Origin of the sequence: Vibrio neptunius (genome assembly GCF_000967495.1) — a bacterium.
Lineage (GTDB): Bacteria > Pseudomonadota > Gammaproteobacteria > Enterobacterales > Vibrionaceae > Vibrio > Vibrio neptunius.
The window spans coordinates 125,146-142,048 of the sequence record NZ_JXXU01000035.1; the positions used below are offsets into that span (position 1 = coordinate 125,146).

16 protein-coding genes are annotated in these 16,903 nt (G+C 45.5%); 8 read left to right on the forward strand and 8 right to left on the reverse strand.

The window, feature by feature from the left end:
• Positions 1-6 precede the first annotated feature (6 nt).
• Positions 7-246, reverse strand: coding sequence for a DUF2909 domain-containing protein (locus TW84_RS12365; RefSeq protein ID WP_045975938.1), 240 nt, complete (start codon positions 244-246; stop codon positions 7-9).
• Between TW84_RS12365 and TW84_RS12370 the strand changes: the two genes are divergently transcribed.
• From TW84_RS12370 to cyoE, 4 genes are read left to right on the forward strand one after another with little or no spacing between them, the layout of a single operon-like run.
• Positions 236-985 carry an SURF1 family protein gene (locus TW84_RS12370; protein ID WP_045975939.1) on the forward strand — a complete coding sequence of 250 codons (750 nt, stop codon included), beginning with the start codon at positions 236-238 and terminating at the stop codon, positions 983-985. The two genes, TW84_RS12365 and TW84_RS12370, sit on opposite strands and share 11 nt — an antisense overlap.
• A complete protein-coding gene (locus TW84_RS12375) occupies positions 978-1,526 on the forward strand; it encodes a hypothetical protein (protein ID WP_045975940.1) in 549 nt (182 codons plus the stop codon). Before TW84_RS12370 ends, TW84_RS12375 begins: the two co-directional genes overlap by 8 nt.
• Positions 1,527-1,547: 21 nt before the next feature.
• On the forward strand, positions 1,548-2,582 hold the full coding sequence (locus TW84_RS12380) for a COX15/CtaA family protein (RefSeq protein ID WP_045975941.1): 1,035 nt from the start codon (positions 1,548-1,550) through the stop codon (positions 2,580-2,582).
• Positions 2,579-3,475, forward strand: a complete 897-nt coding sequence (cyoE, locus tag TW84_RS12385) for a heme o synthase (protein WP_045975942.1) — start codon at positions 2,579-2,581, stop codon at positions 3,473-3,475. Before TW84_RS12380 ends, cyoE begins: the two co-directional genes overlap by 4 nt.
• A 13-nt stretch (positions 3,476-3,488) precedes the next feature.
• On the opposite strand, the gene TW84_RS12390 is transcribed toward cyoE, so the two are convergent.
• The 4 genes from TW84_RS12390 to TW84_RS12405 all read right to left on the reverse strand — a co-directional run bounded on the left by TW84_RS12390 (position 3,489) and on the right by TW84_RS12405 (position 6,824).
• On the reverse strand, positions 3,489-4,385 hold the full coding sequence (locus TW84_RS12390) for an amino acid ABC transporter permease (RefSeq protein ID WP_205622489.1): 897 nt from the start codon (positions 4,383-4,385) through the stop codon (positions 3,489-3,491).
• Between the two features lie 73 nt (positions 4,386-4,458).
• Complete coding sequence (locus TW84_RS12395; RefSeq protein WP_045975944.1) at positions 4,459-5,298, reverse strand: transporter substrate-binding domain-containing protein; 840 nt, start codon at positions 5,296-5,298, stop codon at positions 4,459-4,461.
• Positions 5,299-5,307: 9 nt separating this feature from the next.
• Positions 5,308-6,108 carry an amino acid ABC transporter permease gene (locus tag TW84_RS12400; RefSeq protein ID WP_045975945.1) on the reverse strand — a complete coding sequence of 267 codons (801 nt, stop codon included), beginning with the start codon at positions 6,106-6,108 and terminating at the stop codon, positions 5,308-5,310.
• Positions 6,105-6,824 (reverse strand): amino acid ABC transporter ATP-binding protein, encoded by a 720-nt coding sequence (locus tag TW84_RS12405; protein WP_045975946.1) that lies wholly within the window; start codon positions 6,822-6,824, stop codon positions 6,105-6,107. Before TW84_RS12405 ends, TW84_RS12400 begins: the two co-directional genes overlap by 4 nt.
• A gap of 306 nt (positions 6,825-7,130) precedes the next feature.
• Here TW84_RS12405 and aroG point away from each other — a divergent pair, with 306 nt between their 5' ends.
• Both aroG and TW84_RS12415 read left to right on the forward strand, forming a co-directional pair.
• Entirely contained in the window at positions 7,131-8,183 is a 1,053-nt protein-coding gene (gene aroG, locus TW84_RS12410) for a 3-deoxy-7-phosphoheptulonate synthase AroG (protein WP_045975947.1), read from the forward strand.
• 202 nt (positions 8,184-8,385) lie between these two features.
• Positions 8,386-8,625, forward strand: a complete 240-nt coding sequence (locus TW84_RS12415) for a hypothetical protein (RefSeq protein WP_240478175.1) — start codon at positions 8,386-8,388, stop codon at positions 8,623-8,625.
• Positions 8,626-8,671: 46 nt separating this feature from the next.
• On the opposite strand, the gene TW84_RS12420 is transcribed toward TW84_RS12415, so the two are convergent.
• Both TW84_RS12420 and TW84_RS12425 read right to left on the reverse strand, forming a co-directional pair.
• Complete coding sequence (locus tag TW84_RS12420; protein ID WP_084720222.1) at positions 8,672-10,729, reverse strand: alpha-amylase; 2,058 nt, start codon at positions 10,727-10,729, stop codon at positions 8,672-8,674.
• Positions 10,730-10,859: 130 nt separating this feature from the next.
• Positions 10,860-11,258 carry a helix-turn-helix domain-containing protein gene (locus TW84_RS12425; RefSeq protein WP_205622487.1) on the reverse strand — a complete coding sequence of 133 codons (399 nt, stop codon included), beginning with the start codon at positions 11,256-11,258 and terminating at the stop codon, positions 10,860-10,862.
• 95 nt (positions 11,259-11,353) lie between these two features.
• Here TW84_RS12425 and TW84_RS12430 point away from each other — a divergent pair, with 95 nt between their 5' ends.
• Positions 11,354-12,262: an aldo/keto reductase gene (locus TW84_RS12430; protein WP_045975951.1), complete on the forward strand. Its 909-nt coding sequence runs from the start codon at positions 11,354-11,356 to the stop codon at positions 12,260-12,262.
• 47 nt (positions 12,263-12,309) lie between these two features.
• On the opposite strand, the gene TW84_RS12435 is transcribed toward TW84_RS12430, so the two are convergent.
• A complete protein-coding gene (locus TW84_RS12435; protein WP_045975952.1) occupies positions 12,310-13,899 on the reverse strand; it encodes an EAL domain-containing protein in 1,590 nt (529 codons plus the stop codon).
• 350 nt (positions 13,900-14,249) lie between these two features.
• On the opposite strand from TW84_RS12435, the gene TW84_RS12440 reads away from it, so the two are divergent.
• Positions 14,250-16,903, forward strand: a 2,654-nt coding sequence (locus TW84_RS12440) for a retention module-containing protein (RefSeq protein ID WP_045975953.1), incomplete at its 3' end; no start/stop codon positions are given.

Genomic DNA, 16,903 nt, shown 5'->3' on the forward strand with positions numbered 1-16,903 from the left:
TCGCCCTTAGTAAGGGCGCGCATTAGGTTCAATAAGACCTGTAAGAAGGGCGGCGATCAATAACACAACGGCGAGTGCAGAGAGGAACACGCGTCGGCCAAGGTAATAACTCATGGGCTTATCTTGGCGAGGTTCCTCATCACTTTCGGGCTGAGGCCCTTTCACCATTTCGAGCATCGCTCTTGCGAGGTTTACGATGATAAACAGTAGTAACACTACCAATAGCGACTTGAAGATGAATACCATAAAGTCTTCCTTATCAGCTCAGATGAAGTCGTACTCGTTTTGGGGTGGTCTGTTATTAACTGTGGTTGCCTTTTCTATTTTGGTCAACTTAGGCTTGTGGCAACTATCGAGAGCAGAAGAAAAGCAGCAGATGGAGCGGTTTCTCGATGCAAGAGAGCAGGCCTCTGCCATCGATATTACTCAGCTAAACGTTACCGATACTCGCTATCTTACCGGTATGCGGGTTACCGTTGAACTAAGACCCATCGAAGGAAAATATCTGTTGCTCGATAATCAGACCTATCAAGGTGAAGTTGGATACTTGGCTTATCAGCTTATGGAGTTTGGGGCTGATAGCGCTGTTTTGGTTGAACGCGGGTTTATTGCTTCAAATGGCCAAAGAGACAGCTTGCCTAGCGTTGATTGGCTGAACAGCCCACTAAAATCAGAAGCGCTAGTATACCAGCGTTCTGCTAACCCGCTGAGTGATGAATTGTATATTGAGCCGGGTGTGCCACACCGAATTCAAAATCTCAATCTTGCTGACCTTGAACAATATTGGCAGCACCCGATTGAGCCATACATTTTACAGCCCCGCACGTCAGATTGGCCCTATGAGCAACCTTGGAAACCTGTCCCACTGGGTTCTGCTAAACACACAGGATATGCCTTTCAGTGGTTTAGCATGGCTGTGGCCCTAGTACTGCTGAGTGGTTGGGTTTTTATCAGAGCGTTAAAACAAGGAGGCCAGGATGGCTGATCCAGTTACAAGAGGCAGAATCATTCTGATTGCCTTGGTACTAATGTTTGCTTTGCCCGCAGTCATTGCCAAGACATTTCTCGCCAATCATTGGTATGAGTCTGGCGTAACAAACAAAGGTCAATTGATTAAACCAAAGCAAAGTTATGATGGGCTTGGAATCCGCAACCCTTATGCAAGCGAGCAATGGCAATTGGGGTACTTGATTCCGCGGCAATGTGATGAATTCTGCCAAAAGCAGGTGTACTTGTTGGGTCAAAGCCATTTAGCGTTGGGTAAATATCAAAGCCGTGTCGCGCCTGTGCTGCTTGTCTCTGAGCGCAGCGATATATCGGTACTGGAAAAGGGTGGGTTTGAAGCTATTAAAGTGAATCAAGCCTTCCATCAGGTTGTGTCTGACTTTGAGTACGTTATTGTCGACCCATTGGGCCAATTAGTGATGCGGTATCCCAAAGTGGAATCACAAGACGATCTGGTCCGCCAAAGCAAAGATGTACTGGCGGACTTAAGGAAGCTACTTAAGTTATCAAGAGTAGGGTAACTGCAGGGAAGGAGTTTGGTTATGGGATTGACCAATTTAGTTCGCCTAAGTCTCGTATTGACGTTTATCGTCATCATGCTTGGTGCCTATACCCGACTAGCTGACGCTGGACTGGGATGTCCGGACTGGCCGGGATGTTATGGTCAGTTGACTGTACCTAACAATCAACAAGAAATCGCACTGGCAAAGTCCTTGTATCCAGAGCTCACTATTGAAGCGAATAAAGCTTGGCTGGAAATGATCCACCGTTATTTTGCGGGCACACTGGGTTTATTGGTGTTTGCTATTTCATTTCGAGTGATTAAAGAGAAATCGTTGCCCTATGGCTTACCGCTTGTGATCTCTTTAGTGGTGGTTTTTCAGGCGCTCTTGGGCATGTGGACGGTAACCATGAAGCTGATGCCTCTGGTGGTGATGGGGCACCTTCTTGGTGGGTTTACGCTGTTTTGTTTACTTGCGCTCCTTTATTGGCGTCTACTTGACCACAAGTCTCCCCTTGAAGCAGTGCCTCATGTATCGGGTTGGTTAAAGATTCTTGCGCCTGTCACTTTGTGTTTTGTTGTGATTCAAATAGCCTTAGGCGGCTGGACATCGTCCAATTACGCTGCCCTAATGTGTACAAGTCTACCGGTTTGTGAAGGGAACTGGATGGGGCATCTGGATTTTGACCGCGCTTTTCAATTGATACAACCCAAACAAGAAACCTACGAGTTTGGCACGTTAGATTATGGCGCTAGGATGACCATTCATGTGACGCACAGGTTCGGTGCTGTGCTGGTGGCTCTATTGTCGATCAGTTTACTTTGCGCTTTGCTATGTGCCAGACATCCTAAGCTAACAAGTGCTGCTTTCAAAGTGGGTGTGTTGCTGATGGTACAAATCAGTTTAGGTATTGCTAATGTCTTACTTAGCTTACCGCTTGTGGTGGCGGTTGCGCATAATCTAGTCGCTGCTTTGTTGCTGCTTTCAGTCCTCCATGTCAATTACCTGCTGCGACAGAAAGTCACTGCTAATGCCCACTCCACGGGATTTTTACGTAAGGAGAGTTCGCGATGAGTAATTCTATCAGTCACATCTCTGAGCAAGACCGATCATTATGGCGAACCTACCTCACTCTGACTAAGCCGAAGGTCGTTGCTTTAATGCTGCTTACGGCTTTGGTCGGTATGTGCTTGGCGGTGCCAGGATCACTGCCTGTGCAACAGTCGATTCTTGGTATGCTGGGGATCGCCTTGATGGCAGGCTCTGCCGCAGCGTTTAACCACCTGATTGACAGACGAATTGATGCGATTATGGCCCGAACGTACAAGCGACCTCTGCCGTCAGGTGAACTCAATGTGCGCAACGTGTTTGCGTTCGCAACTGGAATTGGACTCGCCGGATTTGTGATCTTGTATGGTTGGGTGAATGCGTTGACGGCTTGGCTGACTTTTGCCAGTTTGCTGGGCTATGCGGTGATCTACACCATGTACTTAAAGCGTGCTACCCCACAAAACATCGTCATCGCAGGGATTGCTGGTGCGATGCCGCCTTTACTTGGTTGGACGGCTGTGACAGGAGAAATGCATGCCAATGCTTGGCTGCTTGTGATGATTATCTTTATATGGACGCCTCCGCATTTTTGGGCGTTAGCGATTCATCGCAAAGAGGATTATGCCAAAGCCGATATACCAATGCTGCCTGTTACACACGGTGAGGAATACACAAAAACATCCATACTGCTTTACACCGTATTGTTACTTATTGTATGCCTTTTCCCTGTATTGGTCGGGATGGCGGGAGTTTTTTATCTAGTGTGTGTGACGATACTGTCTACATTGTTTGTCTATCATGCTTGGCAGCTGAAATTTGGTACTGACGAGAAGCAAGCCATCAAAACATTTAAGTTCTCTATCTGGCATTTGATGTTACTGTTTTCAGCGTTATTGGCTGAACACTATTTGATCTGAGGGAAGAGTCTGTTTAGCCATTTGCTTTATGTTTTAATGAATGACGCTCAAGCTTTTTAAACAAAGCGGAGAGCGTCAGACAAAACATTAGGTAAGTAGCGCCTACTATCAACCAAATCTCAAAAATAAGGCCGGAGGAGTTTGCCATCTCTGTGCCAACGAAAGTCATTTCCTGAATAGAAATCAGAGAAACAATCGAGGTATCTTTGACCAGTGAAATGGCTTGCCCGGCAAGTGCAGGAGTAATTGCAGCTAGTACTTGAGGGGCGATCACCAAGCGATACTTAGCCCAAGTGGAAAGCCCCAACGCGTCCGCGGCTTCCCATTGTCCTTTTGCTATGCCAGCCAAACCTGAACGCACTATTTCAGCAACATAGGCAGAGGAAAGGATCCCGACACAAAGTACGCCAGACAGTAGGTTCTCCCATAGTGGCTTCGGCCCGAACAACATCGATTGCAACGCGTTTGACTCTCCTGAATATTCTCGTAGAATCCCTTCCAACCCAATAGCTGGAATGAGTTGATTTGAGATAAAAAAGTAGAATATAAACACAAAGACCAGCGGTGGAATATTTCGGATTAACTGGATATACACATTGGCCAGTGAGCGAAATACGGAAATGGAACAATGCCTAGCCACACCAATGAGTGTCCCCAAGGTTAGTGCTAAGAGCATTCCCCAAAGGCTGAGCCGTAATGTCGAGATCACACCCTGAATGAAGTAGGGCAACGACCCATCAGAGCGTGAAGTAAAGATTAACGTGAATGCTTCGCTCCACCGCCAAGTGTAATTGACTCCGATAGAAGCGCGTTGGTAAAGCCACAAACCAAACACAGCTAAAACAAACAATAAAACTATATCAAGTTTATTAAAGTTCCAGCGGTGTTTATTGGGCTCACTGGCTGTCATCAAATTCGATTTATTCACCTAACGTCCTGCTAATCTTTATTTTTCATCAATCATTCGGGATTTCACAATGTAGTTATTGACCCGTTGCTACTTGTTGTTGCCAGTCCAGTGTCGCAAACCAGTATTCATAACGCTGCTCAAGCCAGCCGTCGTCGGTTCGAGCTTGTATCCACTGGTCGAAGAAGGCCTGTTTGTCGTTTTCACCAAGACGAACAGCGAACGCCTCGTTGCCTTTAGACAGGCGCTCATTAAACGGGATAAACAACTTGTCGGCATTTTTCACGGCTTCATGCTCAGGTTTAGGGCTAGAAGCAATTACAGCATGAGCGTTACCATTGAGGACTTCCTGAAATGCTTGCGCATCATCATCGAACTGAAGAATCTTAGCTTTTGGAAAAGCTTCTCGAGCGACTTGAACTGTGAACGCCCCGCGGCGTGCAGCGATTTTAACGCGTCGAGAGTTGAAATCGCTCATTTCAGAAAAGCCTGAAGCCAGTTCTTTATTGGCTGCTACCTGAACGCCGGAGTGTGAATAAGGGGCGGTAAATAAAACGCTCTTGGAGCGCTCGGGAGTCACGCTCATTCCGCCGATAATGACGTCAAATTTTTTCGCCAGCAGCGCTGGAATGATGCCATCCCAAGCAGTAGGTACAAATTCTACTTTCCAGCCAGAATCTGCGGCAAGTCGCTCAGCTACATCGATCTCGAAGCCGATTAAATCCCCTTGCTTGTCGCGCATAGCCCATGGAACAAAGGTCGACATTCCGACGCGTAACGTACCGCGTTCGTTAATCTTATCTAAATTTGGAGTGTCACTGGCGAGTGTAGGGAGTGTAATAGCTAACCCAACTAGTGCTGTGATGGTTTGTTTGAATGCCCTTAACGAGCGAACCTTTTGTCCTAAGTGTTTCATTTGATTTCCTTATTGGTGGGTACGCCATTGGGCGCCAAGTTTGTGTTCTAGCCAAGCGGAGATTGCCGATAGAGAGAGTGTGAGCAAAAGATATATCGCTGCGACGCTAAACCAAATCTCAAATGGCATCGCGGTCTCCGAAACAATATTCCTTCCTTCTGTTGTTAGGTCGAATATGGCCATTACACTGACAATTGACGAGTTCTTAACCAGAGAAACCACCTCATTGGTCAAAGGCGGCAACGTTCTTTGTAGTAACTGTGGGAAGATAACGTCGTAATAGGTAGAGAAAGGACTGAGCCCTAGGGATTTAGCCGCCTCAAACTGACCTTTAGAGATGCTGTTCAGGCCTCCACGCAAAATCTCAGCGGTGTAGGCACCTTGGAAAAGCGATAGCGCCAAAATCGCAGTCGCAAATCTATCTAGGCCTATCACTGGCCCAAAGATGAAGTACAACAGATAAATTTGAACCAAAAGCGGCGTATTGCGAATCAGTTCAATATAAGTATTTGCAATAGCTCGACCGACAATCGATTGTGAAAGCTTGAGTAAGGCCGTCAATATACCAATCAGCAGAGTAAACAAAAGGCTCCACGTTGATATTTGGATGGTGATCCACAAGCCTTCGAGCAGTTCAGCAGGCCACCACTGGCCATCTTCATAGAAGGCGAGATAGTCGGGTACTCGATGCCATTGCCATTGGTAGTCTATCGCTTTCGCCCCAGAATCCAGTAGCCACCATAGCCCCAAGCCTAGTAGTACGATTTGAGCGAAGGCTGATAGCACAGGCTTAAAAATTCGGCTGATCATTGGTGACTCAGAATTTGCTCAAAAAATTGTTGTGTTCTCGGGTGTTGAGGCGCACTGAACAACTGTTTTGGGGTGGCCATTTCTAATATTTCTCCTTGATCCATAAATATCACTCTATCTGCAACTTCACGGGCAAAGCCCATTTCATGAGTCACACACACCATGGCTATGCCATCAGAGGCCAAGTCAATCATGACCTGCAAAACCTCTTTAATGGTCTCTGGATCCAGAGCAGAGGTTGGTTCATCAAACAACAAGATCTCGGGCTTCATGCACAAAGAGCGTGCAATGGCGACACGTTGTTGCTGTCCGCCAGACAGTTGAACGGGATACTTGTGTGCTTGTTCCGAGATATTGACGCGCTTAAGGAAATGCATGGCAGTATCGATGGCTTGCTGTTTCGAATGTTTCAATGTGCGCACTGGTGCCAACGTCAGGTTATCTAAAACGGTTAAATGAGGAAAAAGATTAAAATGCTGAAAAACCATGCCGACTTTCCCCGGCGGTGCAGCGGATATAGGTTGGCCGAATATCTGAACATTGCCTGTTGAGATAGTTTCCAACCCATTGATGGCTCTAATTAAGGTTGACTTGCCTGATCCTGAAGGACCACAAACGACCAGCCTTTCTCCTTTTTTCACTGAAAGATTAATATCCTTTAGTGCTTGAAAATGGCCGTACCACTTGTTGACGTGTGTAAAATCGATGGCGTTCATGCCGATTCTTTATTTGAGTTTATTTATATTAACACCTTAACAATATCAAAGGGATATTGCATCTCACGTGCTTCAAATAGAGCTTGAAAGCCTGATATTGCTCACTTTAAATCGCATGTAATTCAAAGTTTACATTGAGTGTAAAATGTAAAAATAGAAGAAATATTGCCTTTTGTTGAAAAAAGTGGTTGCAAGCATCGTTTTTGATAGATAAGTTACAGGGAAGACGAAAAACAAAACAGAGCATTTATGCACCACTGATTTTTGGTGCGGTGTTCAAGCCAAGATAAATAGGAAGACGTAGCAATGTTCCAGACTGATGATGTACGAATTAGCAAAGTAAAAGAATTATTACCGCCAGTAGCTGTTTTAGAGAAGTTTCCGGCGACTGAAACTGCGTCTTCAACGACTTTTCGTTCTCGTGAAGCAATCTCTAAAATTTTAAATGGCGATGATGACCGACTTCTGGTTATCGTTGGTCCTTGTTCTATTCACGATCCGGAAGCGGCAATTGAATACGGTAAGCGATTGAAAGTACTGCGTGATGAGCTGGGCGACCGTCTAGAAGTTGTGATGCGAGTTTACTTTGAGAAGCCACGTACAACAGTGGGCTGGAAAGGCTTGATAAATGACCCGTACTTGAACGACACGTTTAAGATCAATGATGGCCTGCGCATGGGTCGTAAGTTGCTGCTGGATCTCACTGATCTTGGCTTACCAACGGCGAGTGAGTTCCTTGATATGATCACTCCGCAGTACGTTGCAGACTTAATCAGTTGGGGTGCTATTGGTGCACGTACGACTGAATCTCAGGTACACCGTGAGCTGGCTTCAGGTATTTCTTGCCCAGTTGGTTTTAAAAATGGTACGGATGGCAACATCAAAATTGCATCGGATGCAATTCGCAGTGCGAGTGCTTCTCACCACTTCTTGTCAGTCACTAAGTACGGTCACTCAGCAATCGTTGAAACTGCTGGTAACCCAGACTGTCACATCATCCTACGTGGCGGTAAAGAGCCTAACTACAGCGCTGAACATGTGGGTGCGATTAAATCTGAACTTGAAGCATCAGGTCTGCCTCAGAAGGTGATGATCGACTTTAGCCATGCGAACAGCTCGAAGCAGTACCAGCGCCAGATGTTGGTTTCGGAAGATGTAGCGGGTCAAATTTCTGCAGGTGAAGAGGCTATTTTTGGTGTAATGATTGAGTCGCATCTTGTTGAAGGCCGTCAAGATCTTGTTGATGGTCAAGCGCCAACCTATGGTCAGTCTATCACTGATGCGTGTATTGGTTGGGAAGACACTGAAAAGGTTCTTCGTCAGTTAGCCGATGCGGTAGAAGCGCGTCGTAACAAATAAACTATCTCTTATTGGTAAGAAAAGCTCCCAATTCGGGAGCTTTTTTCGTTTTAGGGGTTTAATTGAACACTGTTTAATATATTATGGCAATCAAACTTATCGACCCCAATGATTCATGAAGCGAACGTCAAAGATTATCTGGACTGTCATACTATGCTTGGCTTTATTCCCATGCGCTCATGCGGCCCAAAGCGAAAGTGATTTGTTTATTTACACCCTGCCCAAGTACGATGACTCGCGCCATGAGATGAACCAAGACCCGATTGATGTAAAGGTCGATAGTACATCACCTTCACTTGCTTTGAAGCTAGATTATGAGGTCCCTTGCGATCTCAAGTGTGGCATCGGTCATACCGGACTATTCTTACTTTATATTGCGGCTGAAGGACAGAAAGATCAGCAATACCGGTATTCATTAATGAATACAAACTACGAACCTTAATCTGACTAATTTGAACAAGGGCTCTCGGTAGAGAGCCCTTGTATATTTATTTACCAACGAAACCTACAACAACCGTGTCGTCTTCCAAACTTCGAGAGAAAACATAGGCTGAATTGTTGCCAATTTCTTTGTGTACACCAGCTCCTATTGCAGGATGTGATTGACGGAACTTACCTAACGTTTGCCAGTGCTTGAGAAGCTGTTGGCGCTCTTTGCTTAGCTTCCACAACATGTCAGAGCGAGTGCCTTGATGGAAGTCATCAGCATAGGGGCCTAAACCACGTCCCACTTCATCACCGTAGTAAACCTGCACGGCTCCGGGGCTAAGTAATAAAGCGTTGGCGGCGTTACGCTGCATCTCAAATGAGTTGAAGCGACTGAAAAACAGTTCTGTGTCGTGTGAAGACATGTAGCTGACAGGGGTAAAGTCTGGTGTTTCTTGCATTGAATCAGCGTAGTTTTGATAGGTCTCCTGCATTTGACTCAGGCAAGCGGCACCTTTGTCGAGTTTCTTCTGCATATCAAAGTTGATTAGTGCGTCGAAACCTTGGTTAGCATAAGGAGAGCGGTAGGCAGAATGTCCCCATACTTCTCCTAGCATCCAGAAAGGCTGTCCGGTCTGATTATTGTTGGTACGCCATTGCTCAAGACTGTTTGTTGCCTCGCTTTTCAACCGTTTCCACACATCTTCTTCAACGTGTTTAACGGTATCAACTCGAAACCCATCAATACCAAATCGCTTGACCCAGTCGGTTTGCCACTCGATGAGGTAGTCAGATACGGTGTAGTTTTCGCGTGCCTGAACGCGGGTTCCCGGGTTGTCGAGTAACCATTTTGGTGGCGTTACAGGCTGCTTAGACTCGGTTAAAAAATCAGGTAAGCCAGCCAGTGTTTTGGTGATGTCGTTTGAGCCTGGTTTGCTGTAGCCTGGCAACCCTGCTCGGACCCAGTCTTTACCCCACCACTGGTGCCAGTTTGAACTTGTGTAATCAACAGAATCATTAAAACTATGCCAGTTCTGCCCTGATTTTGGCGCCCAGTTTTGCCATTTATCAGGCATGTTTTGGGTGTTAACAACGTTTATATTGTCGAATTGTAAGTCTGCTAGTGTCGAGTAACCAGAATGGTTTACAACAGCATCCAGAAAGATACGCATACCGTGCTTATGAGCCTGTGTGACCAACTGTTTTAGATCTTCTTCATTACCAAAGTTTTGGTCAATTTTAGTGAAATCACGAGTCCAGTAGCCATGGTAGCTGTAGAATGGAAAACTGCCTTTCTCTCCACCACCGACAAAGCCATGGACTTGCTCTACGATAGGAGAAAGCCAGATCACGTCAGTGCCAAGGCTCTGAATATAATCGAGCTTTTCAGTTAGTCCTTTGAGATCCCCTCCATGAAAAGTGCCTACCTCTTGTTTGCCATCTTTCTTTCGACCATAGCTGTGGTCATTGGATGTATCTCCGTTGTTGAATCGATCTACCATCGCGAAATAGATATTGGCGTTTCGATAGTTGAATTGCGCAGAGGAAGCGCTGGTGTCGGCCTGTTCAAGTAGAACAAGTCCACCACTGCTTGGAGAGGGGGTTAGTCTGACTTGGTTGTTTTGTACGGTAACGAGTTGATTTGAAAATACCTCTCTGAGTTGAGTACCTTCACTGAAGGTATCACCTAAAGAAAGTGTCACTTCTCCACCTTTGTATTGCTCGCAGGCTACATCGGGGATAGGGCGGGTAAACTTCTTGGCTGCAATTTTCTTGGCTTCCCGAGCGATTGTTATTGTGTGTTGAGTATCATCGTAGGCAAAGGAGTAATCACCACTGAAGTGGATCTTGACCGATAATTCGGTAGCGCTATTGCAATTGAGGCTGAGTGGTTTACGGAACTTCACTGTCGGTTCTGTCACCGACGGGCATGTACCATCGATCCCCGATATATTAACTTGATAGGTTTCTTTTTTAAGTGGTAGAACCAATGGATCCGATGTGCTTAAAGGGAAGTCCCGACTTGTGGTTGTGGTTGAAATGGTAAGAGTCGGCGTGGCTAAGCTTGATAAGCTGATTAGGGCAGTCAGCACAGCAAGAGAGAGATGTGTTGGCTTCACGTTCATTCCTTGATTGTTTTTTCAACAAGGCTAAGCCGATTTCTTCAAGTTGACATCATTCCCTTAATCTACGCCCTAAAGTTTGCTCAGCATCACAGTAGTCATCCTTTGTATTATGCAAATGACAGTTTCAGCGTTGTGCCTTTATCTGCAGATTTAAAAATTGCACCATGGCAGATTCATCTAGGTAGCCATCGGCTTTTTTATGGCCTCGCAGATATTGATAGCCTGCAATGACATGGCGGTGTTGTTCATGGTCTTTGGGCTCAAAACCATGAACGTATCGATAGGCTACTACATAGGCATCCATGTCGACCACTTCCGCTTGTCTATATAGGTACCCGCAGCCAGTGGCCAGCCATTCAAGTGAACAGTTGGCTTTCATGGCTATTTGGTTTGCTTTCGACAAACTAGGTTCACTGCCGTTGAGATATTTGCGAATAAGGGCCTCTGAAAGTTCGACTCGGCGGGCAAAGCCAGAAACTGACTCTTCACCAATCAATTGTTTTAGCCGTTCGGAGAAACTCAATTTTTCGTACTCTGGTTCGAATTTGTTGTCAGTATACGTTGAGCATTGAATTAAACAAGAATACTGTAAAGGCAGTTTTTATTAGGAGGTAAGTGATGGTGTCTAAAGTCACAATTGCGCCGCAAGGCCCAGAGTTTTCTCAACTGGTTCAGGGTTACTGGCGTCTTGCAGAATGGGGTATGACGCCTCAGCAACGATTGTCTTTTCTCAAGCAACACATTGAGTTAGGTATTACCACGGTCGACCAAGCCGATATCTACGGCAATTACGAATGTGAATCGCTATTCGGTGAAGCGTTGAAGCTAGATCCTTCCGTTCGCGATGAGCTCCAGATTGTCACTAAGTGTGATATTAAGCTCTGTACCGACAAATTTCCTCAACGCAAGGTCAATCATTATGACACCAGTGCGGGGCATATTTATGAATCTGTGAACAATTCGCTTGAACGCCTGAATATAGATCAGATCGATGTGCTGCTTATCCACAGACCAGATGTACTGATGGATGCGGATGAAGTGGCTGATGCGTTTAGTGAATTACATAAAGTTGGCAAAGTGAAGCACTTTGGCGTGTCTAACTTCACTCCAAGTCAGTTTGATCTTCTACAGTCACGCGTGGCGAAACCGCTCGTTACTAACCAGATTGAAATCAATCCACTGAATTTTGAGGTTGCCCATGATGGTACATTAGATCAGCTTCAAATGAAACGCGTGCGACCAATGGCATGGTCTTGTCTCGGTGGAGGGAGCATTTTTACTGGTGCAACCGAGCAGGCGCAACGTGTTCGTGATGAGCTAGAAGCAATCCGATGTGAAGTCGGTGCGCAGAGTATCGATCAAATCATCTACGCATGGGTAAATCGACTACCAGCGCGACCTCTGCCTATTATTGGTTCAGGAAAAATTGAACGCGTGAAAAGCGCTTTTGAAGCGATGGACATTGAGCTTACTCGTGAACAGTGGTATCGGGTTTGGGTCGCCTCCAAAGGTCATGGTGTGGCATAACCATTCTCAATGGAAAGACAAAAGGAGCGAGTGCTGCTGGCTCCTTTTTAGTAACAGATATAACGATGGGCAAAGCGTACGCTAAACGGAGTGACAGTGTATTCAACAAGTGCCTCAGGCTTTATTGGTCTTGAATAGTAAAAGCCTTGGATGTAACGGACACCAAGTTCGTTTAATTGGCTGATTTGAAGTTCGTTTTCTACTCCCTCAGCAATAATTTTCATGTTGAGCTCTTTTGCTAAGTTCACCATCGATTGGATTACGGGTTTGATTTGGGTGTCTTCGCCTAAGCTATTAATGAAAACTCTATCTATTTTCATCACATTAAACTTGTGCTGTCTTATCAAATTCAACCCAGAGTATCCGGTACCAAAATCATCGACTGCGACTTCGAATCCGAGCTGGCTTATTTGTTGCAGGGAACTGAGTGCGCCCTTTAGTTGCTCTGCAGGGAAATCGAGGTTTTCCGTGACTTCTAGCAGAATGTGCGACACAAAAGCCGGTTTTTCTTTCGCATAAGACTTGAGAAAGGCCATAAAGTCGGGTTTGAGTAACGATGTGCGGCTTAGGTTAATACTAATATAATGATTGCCTAGGCTAGGGCCATTTTGTGATAAAAACTCTGTTACTGATTGAAAGGTGTGACGAGTTAAGTCATCAATAAGATCCAATTTCTCTGCTAAGGGAATAAATATTTCCGGAGAAATGCTGCCCTTCAATGGATGTTCCCAACGCAGTAAGGCTTCACTACCGACGACGTTACGTGTTTCGATATCCACAATAGGTTGTAAGTACAGTTCGATTTGACGTTCGCTAATGGCCTTACTCAGGCAGAACTCAATCGAATGTTTAACAAGAGTGTGATGCCGAAGCAGGATATAAATCAGTGACAGGCCGAAAGCGAATAACACGATCAGCCAAATATTTTGTTGGTAGTGATAAAGATAGGCGGCGCTATCAAGTTGGATTTTGACAGACAACGGATAGAGTTGTGATGAAAAGTTAAACGGAGTCGTCATATATTCAGAAATCTGATGTTGCCCTTGAATACTTCGATTGAGGACTTGAATCTGATACCCGTAATGTTGCTTATCTAACAGAAAGGACGTTTGCTGAAGAAACTGGACAGGTGGCAATAGGGCGTTTATGCCTGTTCCGTCATTGGAAGAGACATAAATGAAAAATGAATTGAGTTTGCTCTTAGATTTGGTCAGAGAAATGGTGATGTTATTTGATGATTCTGAAATTCGTTGCAACACCGAAGAAAATAGACGAATACGAGTTCGTCCTTCGTTACTGGTGCAGTAGACATTGGACCCGTTATACAAACCAATTTCTTTAATCATATCAGAATGAAACATATGAGCGCGAAGGGCGAGTTTATCTGCTTCGCTACATAAAGTGGTTACATTTTGCTTTAGGACAATTAAATCGCTAGCGACTCGGTCGATATAGTTCTCCAGCGTGGTCACGGAGTGTTTTCCGTCGAGGATTGCTTGTTCTCGCGTTTGGTGATAGTTCCAAATCAGGGATACGATAAAGACCGCACCGAATAGACCTGCGATGGGAAACAAATTGGGTAAGTGTGCGAAAACTTCTCTTCCATTAGCCAAGTATCGCTGAATTTTGTAATTCATAGAGACATCAATGTCCGTATAGTATTTTATTTACTTGAAGAGTTATCTATCAAAGGCTGTGTTTTTCAAAGCCCTATTTTAAGGTTTAAGGTAATTTTTACTCAAATTTCTCACTTGTGAGAAATTTGAGTGTGGTTTTGAGTTAATTGTTGAATATCATGCAGTTAGCTAAGGCTAAGTGGTGTGTGATTCGGACTATACTTACTCTAATAACGATCAATGGCCCTAATGCGGTAATAAGCACTGGAATCACGTACAAATTTTGATATTTTTGTCGCCAATACGCTCGTTAAATATTATTAAATTTCTTAATTGCTGTTGACTGGCTTAGTCAGATTGAGGGGATAAGTATGGAAGTCGAAATTGTACGCCAGGCTCGTATCGTAGAAGAAGTAAATGGTGACGTCATTGCCGTTAAGCCAGATGGTACTGCGAGAAAAGTCGTTCAAGGCGAGACTATCCAGTCGAATGAAATAATGATCACCGCTCGTCATGCTTCTGTGGTACTGAATGCTGACGGTGTCGCTTCAATTGTAGACGAAAATACTATCTCTTTAGAGTTGGATAATGTTGCCGGTAACGCTTGGCACACTGAACAAGTGAACGGCGACATTGGATTTGACTTTACTCAAATCGGCGACGATGCGTTGAGTGAGGGTGATATTGCAGCGATTCAAGACGCAATTTTGGAAGGGGCTGACCCGACTCAAATTCTAGAAGCTACAGCAGCAGGAGCTGGTGGCGCTAGTTCGGCTAATGGAGGCTTTGTTACTATTGACTATAATGGTACCGAGGTGTTGGCAAGCACTTTCTTCGAAACATCTGCGCAAGCACAAGACGATGCAGAAGAGACAGAGGATGAGCTAAGAACGTTAGTATTTGCTGCCGGCGGTCAAAGCATCTCAGAAACCTTGACAGAAGGCTCTCTATCAGGCGGCACATACCCACAAACAGCAACAACAACAGTCACTATTTTCGCGGGCGATCTTGCCCTCGATGCTGCTAGTTTTACCCCTGAATCGGCATCCCTCGCCAGTCTGCTGGCTGAACTCAACTCTGATATTAGCTCGTCAGGCGAAGCCGTTACGTTTACTTATGATGCTGCTGAAAATGCGATTATTGGTGTCAACGACCAAGGCGAAGTACTGCGCATTGATATTGATACCACCTTGGTTGGCAAAGATGTCAGCCTAGAACTGACCACAACAGTAAGCCAACCTATTGATCATCTAGATTCTGTTGGCGGTGGACAAGTAGCGGTCAGCGATGATCAGATCGTAGTCAGCTTTGGAATTACTGGTGCTGATTCTGGTGGCAATGCCATCCAAGCACCGATTGATGCACAGGTTTCAATCGGCGATGGCGTTAATCCAACACCTCAAACGACCAATGTTCAGAACGTCGAGTCTGACTCAACCTTGATTCAAGGTGAATTCGTTGAAATTGGCAGTGATGCACTGGCCTCAGTAAGGTTTGACAGTTCTGCACTTCAGCAATTTGATGGCTTACTCAGTGATAATCAAACCACGACGGCAACGCTGTCAGATGATGGGACAACAATTACGTTAACGGCTGATGCTTCAGGAGATACCGTACTGACGGTTAGTGTTGATACGCAGGGGCAGTATGAGTACCAGCAGTTTAAACCTCTGGAACACAATAGCTCTGATACTATTTCTCTTTCGCTGCCTACCACTATCGTAGATTACGATCAGGATACGGTAACTAATGACATTAATATTGAGATTACTGACGGCGACAACCCTGTTATTACCAATGTTGATGGGTTGAGCCTTGATGAATCAGGTGTCGTTGGTGGTTCGCAAGTCGGCACAGTAGCAGTCTCGGGTAGTGGTTCTATTACAGCCACCGCAGGCAGCGATATTATCGATCACTTTGAACTGGAGCCAAGCGAGTTCAATACCGATGGCTCACTGACTTCACAGGGACAGCCGGTCACCCTTGAACTAAAGGCTAATGAGAACGGTGTTCGAACGTATGAAGGTGTGATTGAGCTCAACGGAAGCCGTGTCACAGTGTTCGAAATTAAGGTAGATTCACCTTCGCAGGGTGATTACGAATTTACCTTGTTTGAACAGCTTGATCATTTAGGTGTGAACGATGAGTCATTGACGATTGAACTCCCAGTTTACGCGGTTGATGCGGATGGTGACCGTTCAGAGATAGCGGGCGGCACGGGTTCCGAGGAAGCGGGCAAAATTCTCATCCAAGTGAAAGACGATGCACCGACGATTAGCGGCGCTGACGCTTTGTCTCTTGACGAAGATGACCTCGCTTCAGGTTCCTCACCAGACGCGGCTTCTTTGACGGCAAACGGTCAGTTTACTGTAACTGAAGGTGCAGATACGGTAGTTGAATACCGACTCGATACGAACTCTAATCCAATAGCGGGTTTGAAGTCCGATGGCTTGGCGGTATCACTGAGTGAAACCTATGACGGCGCAACTAATACTTATACCTATACCGCTTCTACGTCTGCTCAGGATGTATTTGTCCTGACGATAAAAGGAGATGGTACCTACTCATTTGAGTTGAAAGGACCGATTGATCATGCTGCGAATGCTGATGATCAAACATTGAACTTCGCGGTTATTGCCAAAGATAATGATGGTGATACTGCTGCCCAAAATATTTCTGTCAATATTGTCGATGATGCTCCTTCGATAACCCATGCTGAGGCGTTAATCCTCAATGAGAATGACTTAGCCAGTGGCACTAGCCCTGATGGCACCTTGCTGAGTAAAGATGGCGACTTCACCACCATTCAAGGGGCGGATAAGGTCGTGAGCTACGAGCTTGACCTGACCAGCAACCCGATTGATGGCATGACCTCACAAGGTAAAGCGGTCACGCTCTCTGAATCAGTCGATGCCAATGGTGTGGCAACGTACACCGCCTCCAGTGCAGACGGTGAAGTATTCGTCCTGACCTTGCGCCCAGATGGCAGCTACACCTTTGAACTCAAAGCGCCAATCGACCATGA